Below are 25,846 nucleotides of genomic sequence, written 5' to 3'. Positions count from 1 at the left end.
TCGCAGCAAGTCAAAACTTGCCCATGTTGTTAGACAGTAGGAGGCGAACTATCGGCCTCAAAAAGAATATACCCGCAGAAGGTGTATACCTCAATATGTTTAAAATGATATTGCATACCCTGATTGGTATGCGTAAGGCATGCCGATAAATCCGATAGAAGCGCATTGTAAACTAGCCCCGTTAGCACAAAGCCTTTGTCGTTCTCTACACTCGTTTCCGAATCAATAAACGTTAGTGTACCCACATATCCCTCTTCTACATCCGTATTTAAATACGATGCCACACCGCACACTTTCCCTAATAACAGAAAAGCCGTTGCAACAACAAAAATGTAATAGAAGTTTTTCATGAGGTATACTCTAGTAGGTCGCAAATGTAAACTTTTGTAGTTCACCTTATCATTTTGTTCCGTTAAAAAATCAAAAAAGTTAACTTAAAGAGGGGCTTCTATGAGGTACTTTATCAGCTATAATCAAATAACATCCCTCATTGTTCTTAAATTTTAATGCTCCCATTTATTGCACATCAACTTTTAAAAGTTACTTTTGTCTGTCATATGCGCAATTGCGCATATGACAATCCAGTTTATACTGATTTAAAATAAATAATATGAAACCTAGTATAGAAAGCAGCATTACAATATTTAAAGCACTGTCTGAAATAACACGATTAAAAATTATTTGGTTACTCATCAATATCGATTCTAAAATATGTGTTTCCGAAATAATTGAAGTTCTTAAAGTACCACAGTATAATGTATCTCGGCACTTGGGCTTATTAAAAAAGGCAGGAATATTAGAAGAAAGCAAAGAGGGCAAGTGGGTATATTACTGTATTAAGAACACCGAAGATGAATTTATGCATTTCCTTCAAAAAGCAATAAGCACTATATCGAAAGAAGAAATGGCCTCGGAAATAAAACGTTGCAAACAACGCTTACTTTCCCGCGAAGCATAAGCTGTCTATAATTACAAGTTTTAAATATTATCTCACCTAAATACAATGCCTAATCAAGATTAACCACACCTTATCATATGCACTTACGTGCATATAACTAAAAATAAACATATACAAATTTAATTAACAACTAAAACATGAGAGAAGCATTACAACTAGCCCTCGATGAGTTCATACACGTTGGTGTAGCATTATTATTTATTATTGCATTAGTATCGGTTCTTACCGGATTTATCAGAGCCTACATTCCGCAAGATAAACTGCAAAAGCGTCTAAGTAAAACCGGTAAATTTAGCGGATTAATGGGCGCATTATTGGGAGTACCAACCCCATTTTGTAGCGCATCAATGGTACCCGTATCAATGGGAATGTTAGAAATGGGCGCACCGTTCTCAATGGTATTCTCGTTTCTACTATCGGCACCCTTAACCAACTTTGTGGTAGTAGGATTTATTTTTGCCGTATTCGGATTAAAAGTTGCAGCCACTTACTTTTTAATCGTATTCATCGGCTCAGTAGTATTTGGTACCATAATCGGAAATTCCTCGTTAAAACACCAGGTACGAACCATTGGTAAAAAGCAAAGTGAGGCTAAATGTGGCGAGTCAGAACCAGCATCATGCTGTTCCGATGCAAACCCTGTTGAATCTGTGAACTCTTGTTGCCCTGAAGAAACGAAATCTACCACAACAAGCTGTGGCGAGCAAACTTCAAGTTGTTAAGACAATGCCACAAACTCCTGGTTAGATAAACTGGGAATCAAAAACCCAGAAGTTAGAGAAGCCTTAGATTTTGCGTGCTCTCTATTTAAACGCATTATGCCTTACGTATTAATAGGTGCCGTAATTAGTGCCATATCTGCCTCATTTGTGCCCGATGCATTTGTAGAGAAGTACCTAGGCAACGACAATCCACTAGCCATTCTATTGGCATCTGTAATTGGCGTGCCTTTATATTTACGCATCGAAATGGCCATTCCCCTACTTAAGGTTCTTATCGGAAAAGGCATGAGCATGGGCGCAGCTATGGCCTTATTAATTGGCGGAACAGGAGCTAGCCTACCCGAAATAGCCATCGTATCATCCATGCTAAAACCTAAAGCTGTAGCTGCATTTGTTGCCTCCATAGTTGCCATGGCTATTATTGGTGGATATATTTTTTACGTACTATTCTAAGTAATCATACAACCCAAACCAAGCAATTGTAAATTAAGGGGCGGAGTAATCTGGCTATCCGTTATAGCCTTTATTACACGCCCTTGTTTAGCTAAGCTGTGCGTGTGCTCCTAAGGTCGCATCCGCCAGCTAAGCTGCACAAAGCCCCTGTAAAAAAGGGCTGCCACTACTATCCAGTCCGCAGACAGATACAATTGTAATAATACAACCAATTAACTTGATTAAAAATCAATTGCTTATCATCACAAAACATGCTTTATCTAGTTCCACCATGCTTGCGAGCCAAAACTATAACTAACCTTTCTTGGCAGCAATAAGCTCCTTGTTTAAATCGCTCCATGCCTTACATGCAGTATAAGTTACCTCTGCAAACGACTTAAGGTCTTCAAAGTCTGTCAGCAATCTATCTTCAACTAAGTCATGAAGGTCTCCTCCTTTTTGAGAAGCAATAAACTTTAATTTATTCACCCTTTTTTCTAATTCTTTTATCTCTTCGTTACTCATAACAACAATGTTTATATTTCTTCATTACTCGTAGTAGTTATCAAACTTATTATTTTGTAATACATATTATACACTTCACCATTTTCGGCGTGAGATATCCATACAACACTCCGCTCATTATTATAATGGCATCAGTATAAGTCTTTTCTTTGTTATTTTAAGTTTATCAACACCACTTAGCCAAACTTAATGCCGAAATCATAACTCATTACTAAACAGAGTTTTTAGTTCCTTACCCACTACGTTTTTGTAATGTATAGAAAGAGATATTGCATTTTAGTAATATTTTAAAACAATAAACCGCACTATCTATTCCCATCAGTTTTTAAGAAATAATTCTATCGTTTGCTTCATTAAAGGTGGGATAGAAATAATAACCCCATAAAAATTTATTTGAAAAGAAACTTAGTGGGCTATCTATTAAAGAGTTTGCTTTCAACTATAAAATTAAATTTCCCTAAAGGTAAGTATCAATAGGCAGAGCGCTAAGACAAGCAACCTTAACAACACAATGACCCTATTCTATAAAGAAGACCGGATTTTAAAATAAATTGCAATAATTCTGAAACAATACCATATTTAAAGGAACCTGAGAAAACAATATTAAACCTCTCAATACGTCCGCGATTAAATATATCCTCTCACTTTATAAATACGCTAGCTGCATATGGCTTGCAGTACGGAACAAATAATAGAATTAGCCTAGGTTTAGGTATTGAGACGGAAATTGTTTTTCCCTTTAATAAAAATAAATAGTCGTTTATCGTTGAGCCAGCTTATAATTTTTTCTTTTAAATGGTATTGTGTAAGATACCTAACAATTCGAGATCTACTAAAAAGTAATTCTTTATGGCCTTCTAAATACAATACATTTTCCTTTATATTGCGTTAGACATTATGATTTAATGAAATAATTAAATTTTCGCCACTATAACCTACAATTCGGTCATTCAAATATTTTATCTACGAAATAAAAACCTATGAATAAGCTATGGTACTGATCCCAATATCAGATCAATGGTCTTTAGCTCATAAAAGTCATTTTTATATGGTTTTCTTCGCGGCTACTTCGGGAAACGTTCGGATATTCTTCGGGTGCTGTTCGGATAGGATTCGGATAAGCATCGTTTATAGTACCCGAAGACATACCGAAGTGATTACTAACATATACAGCACAATACCCGAATTTGTATTAAATATGAATCGAATTTACCCAGCTCGTTCGGATTTTGCACAGCGAAATCTGAAAAATTTAGCTTTTAAATTGTTAGCTACTTACTAATACACTATATATTAACAACTAAAAAATTAACGATAAAAGGAAATATATTATATTCGTTTATAACTCTGTGCAGAAGCATTATTCATAGTACAAAAATATTATTAATAAAATGGTAGCATTTGGCGTCGCTAGAAAAGAATTCTCATCCGAAGATTTACACTTTGGTCAATTTGTTTTTGAATTAGATTCATTTGAAGAATATCTGAGAATAACTAATTTAAGTGTTCAAAATAGACTTAAGTCATATCTTGATAAATACTATGAATTGGGAGAATTGAGTAATGTTATTTTTGATTCAGGAGAATCATATGTTATTGAACGCACTTATCAATTGTACTATAGTTCAATTATAATATCGCTTTATTCATTTCTTGAACAGTCAATGCTAAACCTATGTGAAGTTTCAAATAAAGAAAAAGATCTTAAGATTGATGATATTTCCGGTAAAGGAATTTTTCGACTTAAGAAGTATCTAGAAAAAGTTGTACAAATTGATTTTACAGAAATAAATGATGAATGGAATGAAATAACAAAATACAATCATTTAAGAAACCTCTTTGTTCATAGTTCAAATTCAATTTTAAACAAGACAGAAAGTAAAGGTCGTATTAATTCTATAAAAGAAATTAAACATTTAAAAGTGGTTGAAAGTGACAATTATTACTCAATCTATTTTGAAAATGATGCAGCTATAAAGAACTTCATAGAAACAATTAGGGTTTTTCTTACAAAGCTATATTATCGCGATTATGAAAAAGTATTACAAAAACATTGATAACATCAGATCTAGCTTGTACACCTCATTGGTGCCTATTTAACATAGCGTAATCTGCAAAACTTTTCAATTATGCAGTAATGAGAGAATATACATCTTAACTCCTCCACAGAAAAACCATTCGTGATAGTAGACAGAATAGAGAAAAGCCCAATCTGCAGTAAGGATAGCAACGGCAGTAAAAGCTTTGGGTGTTTATTTTTTTAAGGAGGGTGGCGGCGACTGCAGGAAGCCCCCACGCCGACTATAAAAAAAGAACAAGCCATAGCTTTTGCTATAGTGAATAGCCTGTTAAGCTGCCCAATAAAATCATGTTTTTTACCTAAGGCTACTACAAGCAATTGTAAAAGATTTTTTATAATTTCGCAGCGCAGAATACCGCAGGTTTAAGCGGTGTTTTATCTACAGAATTCTTTGATATACAATAAATATGGATTACAATTTTAAAGCCATTGAAAAAAAATGGCAGAAGCAGTGGGTAGATAATAAAACCTACAAAGTTGAGATTGACAACAACCGTCCGAAATATTATGTGCTCGATATGTTCCCATATCCGTCGGGTGCCGGACTGCATGTTGGTCACCCACTGGGTTATATTGCTTCTGACATATACAGCCGTTTTAAACGCCTAAATGGTTTTAATGTATTGCACCCAATGGGTTACGATGCCTATGGTTTGCCAGCAGAGCAATTTGCCATTCAAACGGGGCAGCACCCAGCCATTACTACCGAAAAAAACTTAAACAGATACCGCGAGCAGTTAGATAAAATTGGTTTCTGTTACGATTGGGATCGTGAGATTAGAACTTGTGAGCCCGATTATTATAAGTGGACACAGTGGGCATTTACCGAAATGTTTAACCACTATTACAACAATAAAACGCAAAAGGCCGAAAGCATTGATTCTTTAATTAAAGAGTTTGAAGCCAACGGAACACAAAATATTGATGCATCGGAAACCGAAGCATTGAGCTTTACTGCAGATGAGTGGAAAGTAAAATCGGACAAGGAACAACAAGAGGTATTGTTAAACTATCGCTTGGCATATTTGGCCGATACAATGGTAAACTGGTGTCCGGCTTTGGGTACTGTGTTAGCCAACGATGAGGTGAAAGATGGTTTATCGGAGCGTGGTGGTCACCCGGTGGAGCAAAAATTAATGCGCCAGTGGTTATTGCGTGTTTCTGCTTATTCGGAGCGCCTATTGCAAGGCTTAAACGATGTGGATTGGACCGACTCGTTAAAGGAAATGCAGCGCAACTGGATTGGCAAAAGTGAAGGTGCCGAGATGAAGTTTAAGGTGAAGGATTCGGATGTTGTAATGGATATTTTTACCACACGTGCCGATACGGTTTTTGGAGTTACCTTTATGGTATTGGCTCCGGAAAGCGACTTAACTTCGCAATTAACTACGCCTGAGCAAAAGGATGCGGTTGATGCTTACATTAAAGCTACTGCCAAGCGAACAGAGCGTGAGCGTCAGGCCGAGGTGGATAAAGTAACTGGTGTATTTTCGGGTTCGTATGCCATTAACCCATTAAATGGGGAAGAGATTCCTATTTGGGTGGGCGATTATGTATTGGCTGGTTACGGAACAGGTGCTGTAATGGCGGTTCCAGGTCACGATACACGCGATTTTAAATTTGCACGTCAGTTTAATTTACCAATTGTTCAGGTGGTTATTCCTGAAGGCGAAGAAGCAACAGATACGGCTACTTGGGACGATTCGAAAGATTCAAAAGCAGGTACAATGGTTAATTCTGATTTCCTAAACGGATTATCAGTTCCTGAGGCCATAGCCAAAACAAAAACATATATTAAAGAGCAAGGTGTTGGCGATGTAAAAATCAACTACCGCTTGCGCGATGCCATATTCAGCCGTCAGCGTTATTGGGGCGAGCCATTTCCGGTTTATTACAAGGATGGAATGCCACAAATGGTTGATGCTGCCGATTTACCAATGCAATTGCCTGAGGTGGATAAGTTTTTACCTACCGAAGATGGTGAGCCTCCTTTAGGACGTGCTAAAAATTGGGTGTACAAAGATGCTTATCCATTGGAGTTAAACACAATGCCTGGTTTTGCAGGTTCGTCAGCGTATTACTTACGTTACATGGACCCTAAAAACGATACGGCATTAGTGGGTAAAGAAGCCAACGAGTATTGGCAAGATGTAGATTTATACATTGGTGGTACCGAGCACGCTACAGGTCACTTAATTTATTCGCGTTTCTGGAATAAGTTTTTATTCGATACCGGAAATGTAATTAAGGATGAGCCATACAAAAAGTTGATTAACCAAGGTATGATTCAAGGTCGTTCAAACTTTGTGTATCGTATTAACGGAACCAACAAATTTGTGTCGCTTAACTTAAAAGATGAGTACGAAACAACAGCACTTCATGTGGATGTTAATATTGTACATAATGATGTGTTGGATACTGAGAAGTTCCGTAATTGGAATCCTGAGTATAAAGATGCTGAATTCGTTTTAGAAGAGGACGACAAATATATTTGTGGTTGGGCGGTTGAAAAAATGTCTAAATCGATGTTTAACGTGGTTAACCCTGATGATATTGTTGAAGATTACGGTGCCGATACGCTTCGTTTATACGAGATGTTCTTAGGACCATTGGAGCAAAGCAAGCCTTGGAATACAAACGGTATTGATGGTGTGCATAAATTTTTACGTAAAGCTTGGCGTTTATTCTTTGATGCCGAAGGAAATGTAAATATCTCTGACGAGAAGGTTACTAAAGATGAGTTGAAGACTTTACACAAAACCATTAAGAAGATTTCTGACGATATAGGTCACTTCTCGTTTAATACTTGTGTGAGTGCCTTTATGATTTGTGTAAACGAGCTTACTGAGCAAAAATGTAATAAGCGCGAAATACTAGAAGGTTTAACTACTTTATTGGCACCATTTGCCCCGCATATTAGCGAAGAGCTTTGGAGTACATTAGGTCATTTAACTAGCGTTTGCGATGCTGCTTGGCCAGTATTTGAACCATCGCACTTGGTGGAAGCTAATTTTAGCTACCCTGTTTCGTTTAACGGAAAAATGCGTTTTAAATTAGAAATGCCTGTTGATGCTAGCAAAGAGCAAATTGAAGAAGCGGTTAAAACCCACGAGTCAGCTCAAAAGTGGTTAGAAGGAAAATCGATACGCAAAATGATTATCGTTCCTAAAAAGATTATTAATGTAGTGGTGGGGTAAGGTACCTACTAGCATATAAATATATACAAGGACTATGGTGCAAGCTGTAGTCCTTGTTTGTTTTAGTGTTTCATATCTTCAAGGAAGTCCTCAGCAATATTGTTTTGCCCTTTTGAACGTTCGGTTTGGGGTTCGGAACACTTGTTTGTTGTATTTGGCACGTTCACTTTGCATCTCGCAGACTTGTAAGGTATATATCGAACGTTCGTTTTGGTATTTACAAGGCTTGTTAAGTGCATTAGGCACGTTCGATATTGGTCCCGCAGGTTTGTTTGGTGTATTTGTAACGTTCAAGTTGGGCCGCGCAAGTTTGTTTGGTGTATTTGGCATGTTCAAAATGGCTACGCAGTGTTGTAATGGCAAATTAATTTTAATGTATTTCGGAATATTACATGGCAGCATAAAATGAAAAGAGCTCACAGTATAACTGCAAGCTCTAAGGAGGTATATTAATCTAACCTAATTTAATTCATCGAAACATCATATTTAGCTTCTCTAGCATTAGCTTCTTCTTCCCATTGAGGAATTACGGTTTTTAAGAATTCGTCTTTCTCTGATTGAAGTTGATCAACATCTAAACCAATATACTTTTGAGCTTTTGCTTTAGTGCTGATATCAGGATAAGGAACTGCCTCATTATGTCCTAATTCAGATAATAAGCGGCTTAGTTTTATTCTTCCTTCTTGAGCAATTGTAATTCCAGTGCCAATTACTCTACTAATTTCAACAGGAGAATGGAAAGAACCACCATGGCTTGCTGCTGCATAATCCCAACGCCATTGCGAGTGACGAATATCCATTAGTATATCTTTCATTTGTTTATCTGTAGCACCAAGGTCCCAAGCTAATTTAGCTTCAACGTGGGCGCGTACAATTAATTCCTCTAGCTTGTCGCGATTTTCAATAATTCTATCTTGTCGCTGATATACATCTGCAATTAATTGATCTGTTTCCTGACGGTGACATACCTGACACGAGTTGGCAACATTATTAAGTGGACTTTGAATATGGTGATCAGTATACTTGATACCACCTTCGCTTTTATATGGCATATGACAATCGGCACAAGAAACACCACGTTCGGCATGTATACCAGTCATGTGAACTTCGTAACCTGGATGTTGTGCTTTTAACATTGGCGCTTTACTCATACTATGTGTCCAATCTGAGAATTCAATGTCATCATAATACTTCTCGGCACCTTCAACTGTCATTCCATTTTGCCATGGGAAAGTTAAATACGGCGATCCTGGTTTCTTCTTTTTATCAAAATAATACTCAACGTGGCATTGTGCACAAACCAATGAACGCATCTCTTGGTGCGAAGCCTCATTAATATCTTTACCCATTGATTCAAATGCTTCAACAAGTGCAGGTCTTGTAATTTTTAAATTCATGGTTTTAGAATCATGACAATCAGCACAACCAATATTATTCATAACCTCAGCACCTTTTTGTTCCCAAGTTCCTTTATAAAACTCTTCAGGTCCCATTTCTTCCATCAAGCGCGGAACATCGGGGCTTTTACATGTCCAACATGTATTTGGCATCGGACTTTTCTTTCCTTCCATAGGAGCGCCAGTACGTAATGTATTCTGTATATCTTCAACGGCATGCATATGTCCTCTTCCTTGGTTGTAATCTTTAGAAAAACCATATCCAGCCCAAAGAACAACAAGCCTTGGGTCCACATCAAGCATGTCTATCATCGCAGAGCCATTGTATTTACTTGCATACAAAGTATCTTTAGTTTTTATATACGATTGATATTGATGCGGGAAATTCTGTCCCCAAATTTCGTTTCTTGGTTCAGTGCTTGAGTATTTTACTTGCGGAGTATAGGCAAAAACAGCTTCAGCTCTTCTTTCTGTTACTGATGAGGCTAATAATCCTAATAAAAACACAACCACAACAGTTGCAAAAAACAGTACCCAGCCTAGCCAGGGTTTCTCTTTCATTTGTTCACTAATAGATTTCATATGCTTGAGTTTATTTTATTAAGTTGTGCTATTTGTTATTCTTTTTTAAATCTTTTATCCATTGAGGTAGGGGACTTTCAGGTACGGGAACTCTCGCATTGGGTGTACTAGAAAGACTATTCACTCTACCATGCGGTGTTTCTCTATGGCACTCCCAACAAAGTCTATCATCAATATTGGAGTGTACATTTGGCATTTTTGATAATAACTTGTCGTCTTTAATTAAGCCTTCGTGACATCTAACGCAATTATTCTGAACCACATGTTTACCTTCATCCTTAATGAATATCACCTGAGGTTCAGCGCGCATTGTAAATATAGTAGCATGTCGTAATCCATCCTTCGCTTTAAAATAATACTTGTTAAAAACATTATTATGAGGCACGTGGCAATCATTACAAGCAGCAACCTCCCTGTGCGAACTATGTGTCCAAGTAGCATATTGAGGAGCCATAATATGACAATTTACGCATGTTTTAGGGTCATCAGATAAGTAGGAGTGAGCTCTTGAAACATAAAATACGTATATAAAAAGCCCAACAAAAATACCGATAACAAGAATTACTGGAAAGATCCAATTTTCGGGAGGTTTAATGAAGTCAATAAGTCGTTTATTCATAATTCCTTAATTAGGATAAGTATTATTTATTTAAAAACAATAATAGTTTAGGTAACTAATTGCCTAAATTAAATCAATTACTACTAAATCACAAATTAGATAATCTTATAACTAACTAATAAGCAAGCTGTAATATTAATCTGCGTTTGTAGTATCTTGGTTATTAAGATACAATAAATACAAGTAAGAATAATTCTAAATTATTTATAGGAGTGAATCATCTAATAAATAGAAAATCAGAATAAAAGTTAATATTTATGTTTTTATGCGCATTAGAACGATGAATAAATTGAGTTTGTTATATTTGTTTTTTTGGAAACAATAGTTCGTAATTAACAAATAATTCAAAATATATTACAATGAATATCGCACTTATTGGATATGGTAAAATGGGTAAGGAAATTGAAAAGATTGCTCTTGAAAGAGGTCATACAATTTCTAGTAAGATTGACATGAATAGTCAGGATACTTTTGATGGAGAAGGTTTTAAAAAAGCTGACGTTGCCATAGAATTTACTATTCCTGATGCTGCATATGGAAATTTTATCAATTGTTTTGAACGTAATATGCCTGTGGTTTCAGGAACAACAGGATGGTTAGATAAAATTGAAGAGATAAAAGATTATTGTGAAAATAAAGGACAAACCTTTTTTTATGCCTCAAATTTTAGTGTTGGAGTAAACGTATTTTTTGAGATTAATAAAAAACTAGCACAATTAATGAATGGTGTAGATGGTTATGATGTAACTATGGATGAAACGCATCATATCCATAAATTAGATTCTCCAAGTGGAACAGCCATCACCATTGCCGAAGGTATTATTGAGAACCTTGATTCAAAAAATGAATGGGTTGAAGGAACAGATGCTAAAGGTGGTCAGTTACATATTGAGGCCTATCGTAGAGATGAAGTACCTGGAATACATACAGTGAAATATGATTCAGATGTTGATGAAATCATTATTCATCATAGCGCCAAATCAAGAAAAGGTTTTGCCTTAGGTGCTGTATTAGCTGCAGAATATGCTGCTAAAAACAAAGGTTACCTAGGAATGAGCGATCTTTTAAAATTTTAAATAACCATTTATGACTAATCTATTTAGAGGAGAAAATTTAACTCCTGCCTCTTTTAGGAAGAGACAAATGTCGAATGTGATCGACATGTTTATATTTATTGGACTTGGATGGGGTATTAGTATTTCTGGTGAGGTACCATCTTTGTTTAAAGTAATATTGATTGCTTCTTTCTTTATTATCTATCTCCCTTTAGGATTTGCATTTGGTGGAACAATTGGACAAAAAATGTTGAATCTTAGAGTTCGAAAGTATAATGACTACAATAATAGAATTTCAATATTTGATGGTTATAAAAGAACCTTTTTTATTTTAACAAATTATTGGATTGAAGTTCTGTCCTTTTCTAGTAAAAGAAAATTTCTTTTTGAAAAGTTAAGTGGTACGGTATTATTACAACTTGATATAAATGAATCGGAAGAACTCACTAGTTATCATAAGCAAGCAAATGTAAGAAAAGGTATTTTTGCAGGTTTGATTTATACGTTATGGGTAATATGGGTAGGTAATTATTGGTTATTATTTGGCAATATTGTAGTTTTCGACATCTACATATCAAAGAAGGTACCCTGGGATTATTGGAAGAATCCTAAAGATGGAAGTAAACCAAAAGCTTGGGTTGAGTGGGTTGATGCCTTGGTTTTCGCTTTAGTTGCTGTTTACTTTATTAACTTATTTCTGTTTCAAAACTATAAGATTCCAACATCTTCGTTGGAGAAGACTCTTTTAGTTGGAGACCACTTATTTGTTAGTAAAGTAAGTTATGGCCCGCGTATACCACAAACGCCATTGTCGTTTCCGCTTTTGCAAAATACTGTACCTGTAATTAATACCAAATCGTATTTAGAATGGCCTAAATGGGATTATCGAAGATTAGCAGGTTTTGGTAAAGTTAAGAGGGATGATATTGTGGTATTTAATTTTCCTACGGGAGATACTGTACCTACGCTAGTAACAAATCCTGATTTCTACATTACTACTCGTAACCTTGGTTTGAGTATTGCTAGAGATAATCCGGCTTATTTAAAAGGTATTTCACCTGATAATCAGTGGAAATATAACGAGCAATTACGAGCATTAGGAAAAGCCTACGTTAATCAAAACGAGGGTACTTTTGGCGAGGTAGTATATCGCCCTGTAGATAGACGCGATAATTACGTAAAGCGCTGTGTTGCCATTGCGGGTGAAACATTCGAGGTAAAGCATAATCAAATCTATATTAATGGCGAGGCAGTGGTTAATCCGAAGGGCTTACAACATTGGTATAACATTAGAACTGATGGCACCAAGTTTAATGATAAGTTCTTGGATAAAATGGAAATCTCAGCCGAGGATGCAAGTGGAATGGGCTTTGGTCCAACTTATAGACTTCCATTAACTGAAGAGAAGGCGGCACAAATGAAGTCGTTCCCTTTCATTAAACAAATTATGATGGATGAGGAAGTGTCTGATTCTACATCTATGCCGCAAACTTGGCCATATAGTACTGATTATGTTTGGAGCAGAGATAACTTTGGTCCTTTATACATACCTGAGAAAGGCGCTACAGTTGATATTAATATGAAGAACTTAGTTCTTTATGATAGAATTATTACTGCCTACGAGGGCAATACCTTGAAAGTGAAAAATAACGATATTTACATTAATGGCGAGCTTGCAACAAGCTATACTTTTAAAATGGATTATTATTTCATGTTAGGTGATAATCGCCACCAATCAGCCGATTCGCGTTATTGGGGATTTGTACCTGAAGATCATGTTGTAGGAAAACCATTGTTAGTTTGGCTTTCATTAAACAAAGACAAATCAATCTTTGGAGGGAAAATTAGGTTTGATAGATTTTTTAAATGGGTTGCTAACGAATAGCAATTAAATAATATATTGTAGAAAACAGGGATATTCATTTTTGATTAATCCCTGTTTTAGTATTTAAGAGTATGAGCAATAAGAATATACTTAAACTAATTACGAGTATTTTATTATTCTGGGTTGGAGTCTGGACAAGGAGCTTGCAACCCTTTGTGCTTATATTATTTATTGGAGATACCGTAAATAATAGTCCATATTATAATCGGATTCACAACTTTCTGAAAACGAAATTAGATAAGCGAGTTAAATGGGCGGAGTGGGGTCTTTCTCTACTAATTGGAGTTTGGATTATTTTCTTCGTTACAGATAATTTTATTCAGAGTTATAGTTTTCAAACCTCTTCGATGCAAGGGACAATAAAGTCAGGCGATGTTTTGTTGATCAATAAACTAGTTCCAGGTAAAAGACTTAGCCCAAATAATATTAGTGAATACAAACGCACCATAGGGTTAGATAACATTTCAAGAAAAGATATTATTGTGTTTAATTTCCCTGAAGGGGATACGCTGTTAATTGATAAACCAAACGAAAGTTATCATTATTTAAAGCGTTTATATCGCTTGAATCTATCAGAGAATAATAGTAATAGTTTTGATACAAAGCGATATTATTCAATAGAAGAACGACCACTTATTGTAAGTCGGGTATTAGGAATGCCAGGCGATTCTGTTAGTATTATTGAAGGTTTATTTTATGCCAATAACACTATGGTAGAATACCCAGATTCTTCAATCGGTAGGTATCAAATTATTGACAATAAGGAAGCCATTAATAATAAACTGATAAAACCTTACAATACCTTATATTCTTCAGAAGGATTCAAATGGGAAATATTTCAAAAAGATTACGAGCTCTATAAGGATTCTATTACCTGGCTAAAACCAGATATAAATTCTAAAAATTATCCCGAGCCCTTTATTTACCCATTTGATAAGCATCTTCTTTGGAATAAAGATTTTTTAGGCCCTATTTATATCCCCCAAAAGGGAAGTAGTATTGAAGTTAATAATAGTACAATAGCTATTTATCGACGGGTTATAGAAACCTATGAGCAAAATAAAGTAGAAATAGTAAACGGGGTTATATACATCAATGGTGAAATTCAGAAAAGCTATACTTTTAAAATGAATTACTATTGGGTTCAAGGTGATAATCGTTCACATTCTTTTGATAGCAGATATTGGGGTTTTTTACCAGAGAATCATATAATAGGCATAACAAATTTTACAATTGCTTCAGTCGATCATACTAATAGAAGTTCAGGATACTTTAGATTGCATCGCTTTTTTAAAAATCTTGAGTAACTTAGCTTAAATTTAACAAGTTATTACATCAAAACTTAATTATATGAAGAAGTCATTCTGGGTATTAATAGTTCTTGCAGTGCTGATCGTTATGTTTTCTGTTCAAAATGCATCAACCGTTGAGTTTCATTTCTTTACTGTAACATCAGAAATATCATTAGCCGTATTGCTAATTATTACGTTTATAAGTGGCGTTTTAATCGGAGCAATATACTCTTCGTTGGCCCGAAGAAATAAAAAGAATAAGAACGAAAGTGTTAAGGATATATCCATCGCAGAAGATGAAAATGTAGATTCTGCAGATGGTAAATAACCGTTCTTAGATTACAATTATTTAGTTTAAATATTTATGCAAAGCATATTTACCTCAAGTTACCTACCTCCAGTTCAGTTTATGTCACATTGGGTTAATACCGATGAACCAATTATTGAAGCGCATTGCAACTATGCGAAACAAACCTACAGAAACCGATGTGATATTTTAGGAGCTAATGGTCCTATTTCATTAATTGTTCCGGTTATAAAGGGGCGAAGGCCAAAGGTGGCATCCAAAGATGTTGAAATTGCCTATTATGAGCGATGGCAAGATTTGCATTGGAGGTCAATATTATCGGCCTATAAATCATCTCCATTTTTTGAATACTATATGGATGATTTTGCAGTTTTTTATGAGAAACAATACAAGTTCTTATTAGATTTTAATAATGAGCTAATGCAGGTAATATTAGATGCTTTAGATATCAATAAAGACTTAAAATTTACTGAGAAATTTGATAGAGTATTGGCTGATGATATTTTGGATTATAGAGAGAGTATTCATCCTAAAAAAGATTATAGTCAACTAGATTTAAACTTTAAGCCTATAAAATACCGACAGGTTTTCTCTGATCGTTATGAATTTATCCCAAATTTAAGTGTGATTGACCTAATATTTAACAAAGGTCCTGAAGCTATTGATTTGCTTGAAGATTCTATTTTAAAATAGATTTCTTTATATCAGAAATGATTTTATCATGATCAAAAGCCAATTCAGGTAGCTTATTAATTTTAAACCATTGTACATCTATTGCATCATCCTGTGCAATGGCTTTTAATTCTTCTTCTACAAACGTGTAGTAAACCACAGATATGGTCCTCCCACGAGGATCTCTATCAATAGAGTCGTATATACCAAACTGGGTTAGTTCTTCACAAATTATCCCAGTTTCCTCTTTCAACTCCCTGTGGGCTGCAGTAACAAGTGTTTCATCCATGTCTAAAAAACCACCAGGGAATGCCCAAGAATCTTTGTAAGGTTCATTTTTGCGTTTAATTAGTAATACGCTAGGCTCATTTTTAGTACATAGGATTATGGAATCTACAGTAAGTGATGCTCTAGGAAAATCGTAGGTAAAGGCCATTTATAAAATTCGTTTGATCACTCTTAGCTTATGTGAGTAGGTGTTTTTATCGCGTTTAAAAATCCCTTGATGGTCAAGCTGATCAATTCTAACTTCGCCATTTGCATGAATGATCTGACCTCCACCAATGCAGATACCTACATGTATTACTTTCCCTTCTTCATTATCAAAAAAAGCAAGATCGCCCACAGTGGCTTCTTCAACAAATTCAACTGTTTCTCCAAAGTTTACTTGTTGCGAAGCATCGCGAGGTAATTTTAGGCCATTAATTTTATAAACTATTTGAGATAAGCCTGAACAATCAATACCAAAAAAAGAACGGCCACCCCATAAATATGGAGTGTGTAGTAAAGATGTTGCAACTTCTCTAATTCCTATTTCTTTAGCAGCCGGAAGCTGACCTGATATGAAATAATCATTTTTACCTATGGCAAAACTATTGCGATCATGTCCGTTAAATACAATTCTACTTCCAGCAGGAATGGTAATAGGAGCGCTGGATCCATCTTGAACAATTTTAATGTAAGGAACAGGAACCATCCAAGCATCCGCATCTTTCCATAATTCATATTGAGTTTGAGCAACTTCAAAAACTAAGTTTGAGTCAATCCATCCCTCGTAACCATCAAAGTCCATTTTTATCTTAGCCCACTTATCCGTTTTTTCTGTTACCTGATAAGTTTCTCCAAATAAGATTTGCGTTACCAATTCTGAACGTTCAGAAGCTTCGCTTCGCACTGGAATGTAACTAAATACACATATAGATCCCTTCATAAAACACTAAAATTTCAGCTGCGAAGATACCATTTTATGATAAAAGTCGCCTGTTTTACCCAAAAAAAACAAATTAAGTCAATGTAATGCCGTTGTTTTACTAATTTTAAACCGTCCTTATTTAAGGGTATCATTCAAAAAAATAAGTAAAATGAAACAAGTGTTGCCTAAGCTAAAAAAATATTCTAAGTCGATTAATCGAGTATTATTATTTATTGCAGCCATTATTATAATATCAAACTTATTGCCGAGGGAAGGAAAATTCCGTTTTGAATTTAAAAAGAGTGAACCTTGGAGATATGAAACTTTGATTGCTCCGTTTGATTTTAGAATATATAAAACGGATCTTGAGTTAAAGGCAGAAAGCGATAGTATTTTGAGTCATTTTAGGCCTTATTTTTCAAAGGATAGTCTGGTATATCCAACCGTAGTTGAAAATATTACAAAGAGTATTATTGCCAACAGAAAACTACTTGAAAATAGATATCCATTTTTAACGTACGATTCTTTTATAATGGATTCTATTAATGCAACAATTTCTACTGTGTTAAAGCCTATTTACACTAAAGGAATTGTCCAAATTCCTGATGAATATATTAATCAGGCTTCTGATTTAGAATTTAAATTGATAGAAAAAAACTTAGCAGAACTCTATTCTGCCAGAGAGTTTTATTCTTCTCGAGATGCCTATAAACGAGCCGTTGAAGAAATTGATAGACTACTTTCTTACAAAGGGTTTGAGTATGATAACATGGACGGCTTCGTATCAGACCTTAAGATTGATGAATACATAGTTGCCAATATTCAAATAAATATTGAAAGAACAAATGAAGAGAAAGAGGATCAGCTAAAGAATATGGCTTTAACAGAGGGTATTGTTTTATCTGGTCAGAAGGTAATTGATAAAGGAGAATTGGTTGACAATGTTGCTCTGAAGAAGCTTATATCCTATAAAAAAGAATACGAAAGTAGAATTGGAACAATGTCGGAATACAATATAATATATGCAGGTCAGATATTGGTTACATTCGTTCTTACTATGAGTTTGTTTTTGTTCTTATTGTTCTATCGAAAGGATGTATTCAGAAACCTTAAACATGTTACTTTTTTATTGTTGATGATTGTTACGGTAATAGCTTTAGCATACTTATCGTTCAAAATTGAGGATATTCCAATTTGGGTTATACCATTTACTATTCTGCCTTTAATAGTAAGAACATTTATGGATTCTAGATTGGCATTCTTCTTCTATGTAGTAGCTATTTTACTGGCTTCGTTTTTCAGCGACAAGAGTTTTGAATTCATATTCTTACAAATTCCTGCGGGGATTGCTTCTATATTTACGCTGTATAAAATGGCCCGTAGATCTCAAATTGTGCGCTCGGCCTTGGCTATATTTGCCACTTATAGTATTTTCTATACTGGATTAACATTAATTCAAGAGGGTAATATCGAAAGTTTAAATTATGAAACGTATATATATTTTGCTATAAATGCCTTATTGATATTAATGGTGCACCCGTTAATCTATGTTTTTGAAAAGATATTTGATTTCCTTTCGGATGTTACTTTGGTAGAGTTGTCTGATACCAACCATCCTTTATTACGTCAATTGGCAGAGAATGCACCTGGGACATTTCAGCACAGTATACAAGTTGGTAATTTGGCACAAGAAGCGGCCTATAAAATTGGTGCAAATCCTTTATTAATTAGAGCAGGAGCAATGTATCATGATATTGGGAAAAGTGTAAATCCATATTACTTTACTGAAAACCAGACTACGGGTATCAACCCCCATCAAAATATGGATTATGAAGATAGTGCTAAGATAGTAATTGATCATATTGAGGGAGGAGTAAAAATTGCTCAGAAGCATAATTTACCAACTCAAATAATAGATTTTATAACTACTCACCAAGGTACAACGAAGACTCGTTATTTCTATAATTCTTTTATAAACGAGAACCCAGATGTTGAGCCTAATGAAAAGAACTTTACTTATCCAGGTCCTACGCCTTTTACTAAAGAGACCGCTATTTTAATGATGGCCGACTCAATAGAAGCAGCATCACGAAGCTTAAAGGAATATACTGATGAGGCTATTGAGAATTTAGTGGAAAAGATTGTGAGTGTTCAAATGCAAGAAGGACAATTTCAGAATGCGCCAATTACCTTTAGAGAAGTAAATAAGGTAAAAGCTGTTTTTAAGGAGAAGTTGAAAAATATTTATCACGCTAGGGTTTCCTATCCTGATATTAAGAAATAGGCATAAAAAAAAGGATTCGAATAGCTCCAATCCTTTTTTATGCAATAATATATTAGTTAAAAACTTTCATAACCTTCACTCTCATTTATCCCTAAATCTATAATTGGCTCAACTTTAGTTAAGTTCTTTTTTTTAGGTTGATAAACTGGAGTGTCTTGTTTTGTAGTTGATGTTCGTGATGTATCTGTTTCTTTAACAGTTTCAGGTTCATCGCCGAGCTTAAAAACAGAGATTGATCCTTTCAGCATGCCCGAGAGAGCTTCTAGCTCTTTTGCAGCAGTGCTAATTTCTTCACTATTTGCGGCATTGCGTTGAGTGATTTGATTGAGCTGTTGAATCGCATTATTGATTTGTTCAATTCCTGTAACCTGCTCTAGAGATGCGGATGTAATTTCCTGAACTAAATTTGCTGTTTTCTCAATTTCAGGTGTAATATGTACTAGTTTCTCTCTTGCCTCAGAAGATGAAGTTATTGTTTTTTGTGATACTTCATTTATTTCGTTTGCAGCACCTTGACTTCTTTCCGCAAGTTTACGTACCTCCGCAGCAACCACAGCAAATCCTCTTCCTTCTTGTCCAGCTCTAGCTGCTTCAACAGCAGCATTAAGTGCTAATATATTTGTTTGAAACGCTATATCACCAATTATAGAAATTTTATCAGTAATGTTAGTTAGGTATTCATTTGCCTTTACAGAGCTTTCGTTACTAATTTGAATACCAACAGCAGCATCTTTTGCAATTTTCTCGGTTTGTTTTGCGTTATCTGTATTTTGTTGAATATTAGCATGCATTTCCTCCATTGACGAAGAAACCTCCTCAGCTGATGAAGCCTGCTCTGTAGCGCCTTCACTTAATTCAAGTGATTCACGCGTAAGCTTTTCACTAGCTTTAACCATCTTATCGGCTCCAACTCTAATTTCATCAATTACGGTTTTAATATTCGCAACCATTGAATCTAAAGCAGCAGATAAACGTCCTACTTCATCTTTACGGTTAGAAGCAAATGTTATATTGAGGTCTCCCGCAGCAACTTTCTCTGCTAGGGTAATTCCCTCCATAATTGGTTTACTAATTGAGTTTGCCAAAATAAAGGTCAAAATAATTCCAAAAATCATAATTACAAATAGAGCTATTATAAGAATGTTTTTTTCTTGGGTTACCACATTTGCGCTATTGGTCCCCATTTCTAACAGATAATCTAAACCGATATCAGATGCCTTTTTAACTTCCCACATTAACTCTTTTCCAGCTTCAAATCTTTTTAATTCGGCTAAACGTGCGTTGTTATAAAGTTTTACGAAAGAAGTAGTTTGGTCAATAAAACTATTAGCATCTGTTTTAATAGGGGATTGCGGAAGTTTAGTTTGCAGCTCTTCTAATGTATTGGCTATTTTTTTTATTTCAACTCCATTCTTATGGCTTACAGATTGTACGAGGTTTGCATATGCTTTATTTAGTTGTGCAATTGTTCTCTGAGTATTGTATGATCCTGTATTTGACTCAGCTAATTGGTTTAAATCTTCAAATGCTTCTTTTAAATGAACTTGAGCTGTTGTACTTTGCTCTTCTTTATTTAGATAGTCATTTCTGATGTTATCAAAATTCTCGAATAGATCACCAACAGCATGAAGGTCTATGCCTTTTTTATTTCCTTTTATTTGTGTCGAATCAGAAAGTGTAATGAGATTATTTAGCGCTTGTTGAAAACTCTTAATATCCCAAGATGCCATTTCTCTATAATATGTATTTCCAGAGTAATCTTGAGCTAATTGATAACCATTAGAACTTTCCCAAAAATGATCCATTCTGGAAGACTCATTAACCGATGGTATATAGGTATCAGATAAAGAAGTAATTTCTCTATCAACCTTAAGTAGGTTGATTAGTAAAACGAGGCATGTTATGGTTGAAAGTAAAACCACTAGGCCAAACCCAATGCCTATTTTCTTCTTTATTTTAAGATCTCTCCAAGTCATAAAATATAGATTTTAAATAAGTTAGTAATGTCTAAATGTTTAGTAACGAATACTTATTACTTATTCACTTAGTTTAAATATAAGTATGTGTGACGTGTAAAAGTAATGAATTTTATTAGATTTGTAAGGAATACATAATCTTTAGTTATCAGTTTTAATCACACACTAATTCTGTATCCTAAATACGGATTATGTATAATGAGAGTAAGGATAATTGTTGTGGATTTTATCTATAACGTTAATAAATATATGGGGACTTAAAAACTTTATTTCTATGAATACAAATTTGAAAAGAGCCTTCAAAGGGTTACTTAGTATTATGTTTGTCATTTTGTTAGTTGGATGTAGTAAAACAAAACAAAACACTATTGGTTTTTTGCACCCTACTAAAGATATTATCAGGTTTACTATTGAGAGTAAAGCATTCAAGGATTATTGTAAGCCTCAAGGTTACGATGTTATCATTAAAGGGGCTCAGAATGATGAAGCATTACAGATTGAACAGGCTAGAGAATTGATAGCGCAGGATGTTGATTTATTAGTAATTATTGCGGTAAATATTAATACTGCAGCCGCAATAGTACGCGAGGCTCATGAAAATAACATCCCGGTAATGGCTTATAATAGATTAATCGAAAATTGTGAAGTAGATTTCTTTATGGGCAGCAATGGTGATCAAATTGGGAAAATAATGGTGGATGCTCTTGTGGAGAAAAGTGGTGGAGGTAACTTCGTAATCCTAGGGGGCGATAAATTCGATAAAAATGGATTAGATTTACAAAAGTCAGCAGAGAAATATTTACAACCTTACATTGATCAAGAAAAGGTAAATATTGTATACAAGACTTATATTGAGCAATGGATGCCATCAATTGCGAAGTATGAATTTGAAAAGATCATTTCGTTATATGGCACCGATATCGATGCAGTTCTTGCAGGGTCAGATGGTATGGCAGAAGCTGTTATTAGCGTATTAAAAGAACATGATTTGCAAGGGAAAGTGGCTATAAGTGGTCAAGATGCTGAAATAAGAGCCTGTAAAGCTATCCTAGCGGGTAATCAAACCGTTACGGTTTATCATCCGCTAAAAGAGATAGCCCATAAAGGTGCTGAAATTGCAATTGATATGATAAATAATAAGAACCTAAAAAAGTATATAAACAGTAGTGAGTTTAATGGACTAATTGATGTGCCTACGCATCGAGTTAACTCTATTGGTGTGAATAAGGATAACTTGCAAGAAGTTTTAGTTGACTCCAAATTTTATACAGTGGATCAAGTTTATAATTAATTACATTGGCTAAAAAATATAGAAGAAAGCGCTATGAAAATAGTGCTTTTTTTTGTGCTTGATTTTAAGGTCTTCTAAACCCAACCTCTTTGCTATCTTTTATCATAATTATTTTGACTAATTGAGAATCAGAATTATAGATATAGCGCTCTCCATCTATTAGCTCACCAATTTTATAGGTTCCCTTTTCTTCTATATCTCCATTTAATTTATAGATGACATGGAAACCACTTCCGTTAAATTTTTTGTTGTCATTATTATGCTTTTGATTACTATTGTTAATAGTAACAGAAGGTGAGACTTGTTTAACCTCTACTATTTCATTAACCTTCCCATCTACATATTCTTTGGTTGATATCAAGTTACCTTGTTCGTTATATGATTTCATCGAGCCAATTGTTTTGCCATCATTCCAAGTTCCAGAATATTTTGTTTTACCATTTTCATGATAATATTTCTGTTTACCGCTTCGTTTACCTTTTTTATCGTAGTTCCAATCGTAAGCAATATTTCCATTTTTATGATAGTACTTGTAATTGCCTTCCCAATGGTTGATATGCCAATTTCCAGTTTCAGATAAGGTTCCATCTTCATAATAAAAATTGGCTTTACCTATTGCTCTACCATTTATATAGGTAATTTCATCCTTTTTATTTCCATTCGAATAATAGCTTGTCCATATTCCATTTTTTCTACCATTAGAATAAGAACCCTTTTGTTTTAATTGGTTTGTCTTATCGTTAATAAACCAGAAACCTTCTTTTTTACCTTCAGAGTTTAGTTGATTAATAGTATCATTTATAAAATGAAGATTCTCCTTAAGGTTTGCTTTTAATGAGAATGAGGACAGGATGTATATAAATACTATAAATAGAAAATGGTTCATATGACTAAGATATGGAGTTATGGTGATTTGTGTTATCACATAGTCTAAAAATAATAAAATGTAATTTAAAGCAATAAACTATATCTGATAAAAAAAACTGAGTACATTTGTTTTACCTTAGAAATAGGATAATGTTTCTATTCTGAGCTAAAAATATTACACCAATAATTAGGATACTAAACTAGATACAGTTTAAAGAAAGTGTTTTATGGAATTGACTATATGTCAATAATCTGTAAATGATACAAACTACTCACTTCAAAAAGAAGCTCCTATATTATAAATTGATTACTATCATCACTACGATATGACAGGAAAAAAGAAACCGAAAAAAAAGAGAAATACTCTTAAAAAAGGACAGATTGTTAACCTTATTCAAGGAGTATTTAATAATAACCCTAAACGCAGTTACAATTACAAACAAATATCGACTTTGCTCGATTTAAAGAAGCCTGTAATGAAGCAGGCAGTGGTGCAAATTCTTTATGAAATGCTAGATAGCGGATTTTTAACAGAAACTGCCAAAGGAAAGTTTAAATTATTATCTCGAAATAAATATATAATAGGTACCGTTGATGCAACTAAAAGTGGAGCCGCATACATTGTACCTGAAGATGGTGATGGTGATGATGTATTCGTGAGCCAACAAAACCTTAAATCAGCGCTTAATGGCGATATAGTTAAGGTGCAATGTTTTGCTAAAAAACGAGGTAAATCGCAAGAAGGTGAAGTGCTTGAAATAATCGAGCGTAAACGAGATTCCTTTGTTGGAAGAATTGAAATGTCCGATAATTTTGCATTTCTGGTTACTGATAATAGAGTAATGTTTAAGGATTTGTTTATTCCTCTAACTAAGTTAAACGGAGCAACAAATGGTCAGTTGGCCATTGGTAGAATTACCGATTGGAAAGACCATAATAAAAACCCATTTGGCGAAATTATTGAAGTTTTAGGTGATGCAGGGGAAAACAATGCAGAAATGCACGCCATCTTGGCTGAGTTTGATTTACCTTATCATTATCCAGAAAAAGTTGTTGCCGCAGCTGAAGAAATTCCTGAAGAAATTCCTTCAGAAGAAATTAAGAATCGACGAGATTTCAGAGGTATTACCACTTTTACTATTGATCCAAAAGATGCCAAGGATTTTGATGATGCTTTATCACTCCAAAAATTAGAAAATGGTAATTGGGAAGTAGGTGTACACATTGCTGATGTTACACATTACGTAACGCCAAAATCAATTATTGATAAAGAAGGTTACGATAGAGCAACTTCGGTATATCTTGTAGATAGAGTTGTACCAATGCTACCCGAGAGGTTAAGTAATGGGATATGTTCTCTTCGTCCGAACGAGGATAAACTTTGTTTTTCGGTGGTTTTTGAATTAGATGAATCTGCTAATTTACAGGATTATTGGATAGGACGTACTATAATTCATAGCGATAGAAGATTTACGTATGAAGAAGCACAAACAACTATAGAAACAGGAGAGGGAGATTTCAATTCTGATATCCTGCAGTTAGATGGACTAGCCAAGAAATTAAGGAAGAAACGTTTTCAAAGTGGGGCTATTTCGTTTGAACGAACTGAGGTGAAATTTGAGATTGATGAAACAGGTAAACCTTTAAGTGTTTTCTTTAAAGAAAGTAAAGATGCAAATAAACTAATTGAAGAGTTTATGCTTCTGGCAAATAAAAAGGTTGCTGAGTTTATCGGTAAAAAAGAAATATCAAACGGAAACGGGGACAAAGCTAAAACATTTGTTTATAGGGTTCATAATAATCCAGATCCTGAAAAGTTTGAAAATTTTGCTCGCTTTGCACGTAAATTTGGTTACGATATTAACGGAGAAGATCCAGATAAAATAAGTGGCACAATTAATCGCCTTTTAAAAGATGTAGAGGGTAAAAAAGAGCAAAATATTATTGAAGTTTTAGCCATCAGAACCATGGCTAAGGCTGTATATTCTACAAAAAATGTTGGGCATTACGGCTTAGCTTTTAAACATTATTCTCATTTTACATCGCCAATTCGTCGTTACCCTGATATGATGGTACATCGTTTATTAGAGCACTATTTGGATGGAGGTAGATCATTAAATCAAGAAAAAATAGAAGAGCAATGTAAGCATTGTTCAAAAATGGAACTTACCGCTTCAGAGGCTGAGCGTTCATCTATAAAACTGAAACAAGTTGAATTCTTAAAAGATAGAGTAGGAGAGCAATTTCACGGCGTTATTTCAGGAGTTACCGAATGGGGTTTTTACGTTGAGCTTGATGATAATAAATGTGAAGGCATGGTATCAATGAGGAGCTTAGATGATGACTATTATAGCTTTGATGAGGAAAACTATTGTATTATAGGAAGACGTAAGAATAAGAAATTCCAATTAGGAGATCCTGTCAGAATACAAGTTGCCAATGCTAATTTGGTTAAAAAACAGCTCGATTTTGAATTAATAGCAGTTTTATAGGCTTAATATTGTTACAAATAT

The 25,846-nt window shown here is 34.6% G+C and carries 22 protein-coding genes; 13 read left to right on the top strand and 9 right to left on the bottom strand.

From position 1 onward, the window contains the following. Positions 1–29 precede the first annotated feature (29 nt). A complete protein-coding gene (locus QMO11_RS20285; RefSeq protein ID WP_282039661.1) occupies positions 30–350 on the bottom strand; it encodes a hypothetical protein in 321 nt (106 codons plus the stop codon). 260 nt (positions 351–610) lie between these two features. On the opposite strand from QMO11_RS20285, the gene QMO11_RS20280 reads away from it, so the two are divergent. The 3 genes from QMO11_RS20280 to QMO11_RS20270 all read left to right on the top strand — a co-directional run bounded on the left by QMO11_RS20280 (position 611) and on the right by QMO11_RS20270 (position 2,133). Beyond that, on the top strand, positions 611–958 hold the full coding sequence (locus QMO11_RS20280) for an ArsR/SmtB family transcription factor (RefSeq protein WP_282039660.1): 348 nt from the start codon (positions 611–613) through the stop codon (positions 956–958). A gap of 137 nt (positions 959–1,095) precedes the next feature. Beyond that, positions 1,096–1,680: a permease gene (locus QMO11_RS20275; protein ID WP_282039659.1), complete on the top strand. Its 585-nt coding sequence runs from the start codon at positions 1,096–1,098 to the stop codon at positions 1,678–1,680. A gap of 96 nt (positions 1,681–1,776) precedes the next feature. After that, positions 1,777–2,133 carry a permease gene (locus tag QMO11_RS20270; RefSeq protein ID WP_282039658.1) on the top strand — a complete coding sequence of 119 codons (357 nt, stop codon included), beginning with the start codon at positions 1,777–1,779 and terminating at the stop codon, positions 2,131–2,133. 294 nt (positions 2,134–2,427) lie between these two features. Here the strand turns inward: QMO11_RS20270 and QMO11_RS20265 are convergent, their stop codons facing one another. After that, positions 2,428–2,637 (bottom strand): CCE_0567 family metalloprotein, encoded by a 210-nt coding sequence (locus QMO11_RS20265; RefSeq protein WP_282039657.1) that lies wholly within the window; start codon positions 2,635–2,637, stop codon positions 2,428–2,430. A 1,024-nt stretch (positions 2,638–3,661) separates the two neighbouring features. Next, positions 3,662–3,784 carry a hypothetical protein gene (locus tag QMO11_RS20260; RefSeq protein ID WP_282039656.1) on the bottom strand — a complete coding sequence of 41 codons (123 nt, stop codon included), beginning with the start codon at positions 3,782–3,784 and terminating at the stop codon, positions 3,662–3,664. Positions 3,785–4,028: 244 nt separating this feature from the next. Here QMO11_RS20260 and QMO11_RS20255 point away from each other — a divergent pair, with 244 nt between their 5' ends. Together QMO11_RS20255 and leuS are read left to right on the top strand one after the other, a co-directional pair. Beyond that, the gene (locus QMO11_RS20255; protein ID WP_282039655.1) at positions 4,029–4,694 is read left to right on the top strand and encodes a hypothetical protein; all 666 of its coding nucleotides are present in this window, start codon (positions 4,029–4,031) and stop codon (positions 4,692–4,694) included. Between the two features lie 430 nt (positions 4,695–5,124). Beyond that, on the top strand, positions 5,125–7,914 hold the full coding sequence (leuS, locus tag QMO11_RS20250; RefSeq protein WP_282039654.1) for a leucine--tRNA ligase: 2,790 nt from the start codon (positions 5,125–5,127) through the stop codon (positions 7,912–7,914). A gap of 464 nt (positions 7,915–8,378) precedes the next feature. Here the strand turns inward: leuS and nrfA are convergent, their stop codons facing one another. Next, a complete protein-coding gene (nrfA, locus tag QMO11_RS20245) occupies positions 8,379–9,893 on the bottom strand; it encodes an ammonia-forming cytochrome c nitrite reductase (protein ID WP_075602175.1) in 1,515 nt (504 codons plus the stop codon). Between the two features lie 28 nt (positions 9,894–9,921). Beyond that, complete coding sequence (nrfH, locus tag QMO11_RS20240; RefSeq protein WP_282039652.1) at positions 9,922–10,512, bottom strand: cytochrome c nitrite reductase small subunit; 591 nt, start codon at positions 10,510–10,512, stop codon at positions 9,922–9,924. A gap of 359 nt (positions 10,513–10,871) precedes the next feature. On the opposite strand from nrfH, the gene dapB reads away from it, so the two are divergent. The 5 genes from dapB to QMO11_RS20215 all read left to right on the top strand — a co-directional run bounded on the left by dapB (position 10,872) and on the right by QMO11_RS20215 (position 15,744). After that, positions 10,872–11,588, top strand: a complete 717-nt coding sequence (gene dapB, locus QMO11_RS20235; RefSeq protein WP_282039650.1) for a 4-hydroxy-tetrahydrodipicolinate reductase — start codon at positions 10,872–10,874, stop codon at positions 11,586–11,588. A gap of 10 nt (positions 11,589–11,598) precedes the next feature. Beyond that, positions 11,599–13,452 (top strand): S26 family signal peptidase, encoded by a 1,854-nt coding sequence (locus QMO11_RS20230; RefSeq protein WP_282039647.1) that lies wholly within the window; start codon positions 11,599–11,601, stop codon positions 13,450–13,452. Positions 13,453–13,523: 71 nt separating this feature from the next. Then, the gene (gene lepB, locus QMO11_RS20225; protein ID WP_282039646.1) at positions 13,524–14,759 is read left to right on the top strand and encodes a signal peptidase I; all 1,236 of its coding nucleotides are present in this window, start codon (positions 13,524–13,526) and stop codon (positions 14,757–14,759) included. Positions 14,760–14,802: 43 nt separating this feature from the next. Then, the gene (locus tag QMO11_RS20220; RefSeq protein ID WP_282039645.1) at positions 14,803–15,072 is read left to right on the top strand and encodes a LapA family protein; all 270 of its coding nucleotides are present in this window, start codon (positions 14,803–14,805) and stop codon (positions 15,070–15,072) included. 36 nt (positions 15,073–15,108) lie between these two features. Next, positions 15,109–15,744, top strand: a complete 636-nt coding sequence (locus QMO11_RS20215) for a WbqC family protein (protein ID WP_282039644.1) — start codon at positions 15,109–15,111, stop codon at positions 15,742–15,744. Here QMO11_RS20215 and QMO11_RS20210 read toward each other — a convergent pair. Further along, positions 15,731–16,159, bottom strand: coding sequence for an NUDIX domain-containing protein (locus QMO11_RS20210; protein WP_282039642.1), 429 nt, complete (start codon positions 16,157–16,159; stop codon positions 15,731–15,733). The two genes, QMO11_RS20215 and QMO11_RS20210, sit on opposite strands and share 14 nt — an antisense overlap. Further along, complete coding sequence (locus QMO11_RS20205) at positions 16,160–16,933, bottom strand: C40 family peptidase (RefSeq protein ID WP_075602183.1); 774 nt, start codon at positions 16,931–16,933, stop codon at positions 16,160–16,162. A 151-nt stretch (positions 16,934–17,084) separates the two neighbouring features. Here QMO11_RS20205 and QMO11_RS20200 point away from each other — a divergent pair, with 151 nt between their 5' ends. Continuing rightward, on the top strand, positions 17,085–19,199 hold the full coding sequence (locus tag QMO11_RS20200) for an HD family phosphohydrolase (RefSeq protein WP_282039639.1): 2,115 nt from the start codon (positions 17,085–17,087) through the stop codon (positions 19,197–19,199). 56 nt (positions 19,200–19,255) lie between these two features. On the opposite strand, the gene QMO11_RS20195 is transcribed toward QMO11_RS20200, so the two are convergent. Further along, complete coding sequence (locus QMO11_RS20195; protein ID WP_282039637.1) at positions 19,256–21,175, bottom strand: methyl-accepting chemotaxis protein; 1,920 nt, start codon at positions 21,173–21,175, stop codon at positions 19,256–19,258. 274 nt (positions 21,176–21,449) lie between these two features. Between QMO11_RS20195 and QMO11_RS20190 the strand changes: the two genes are divergently transcribed. Further along, positions 21,450–22,466 (top strand): substrate-binding domain-containing protein, encoded by a 1,017-nt coding sequence (locus QMO11_RS20190; protein WP_282039635.1) that lies wholly within the window; start codon positions 21,450–21,452, stop codon positions 22,464–22,466. Positions 22,467–22,530: 64 nt separating this feature from the next. Here QMO11_RS20190 and QMO11_RS20185 read toward each other — a convergent pair whose 3' ends face one another. Further along, entirely contained in the window at positions 22,531–23,352 is an 822-nt protein-coding gene (locus QMO11_RS20185; RefSeq protein ID WP_282039633.1) for a toxin-antitoxin system YwqK family antitoxin, read from the bottom strand. 307 nt (positions 23,353–23,659) lie between these two features. On the opposite strand from QMO11_RS20185, the gene rnr reads away from it, so the two are divergent. Continuing rightward, positions 23,660–25,825: a ribonuclease R gene (gene rnr / locus QMO11_RS20180; protein WP_282039631.1), complete on the top strand. Its 2,166-nt coding sequence runs from the start codon at positions 23,660–23,662 to the stop codon at positions 25,823–25,825. Positions 25,826–25,846 lie beyond the last annotated feature (21 nt).

Origin of the sequence: Saccharicrinis aurantiacus (genome assembly GCF_947489045.1) — a bacterium.
Lineage (GTDB): Bacteria > Bacteroidota > Bacteroidia > Bacteroidales > Marinilabiliaceae > Saccharicrinis > Saccharicrinis aurantiacus.
Note: the sequence above shows the minus strand (reverse complement) of the source record. Positions and strands in the feature narration are given on the sequence as shown.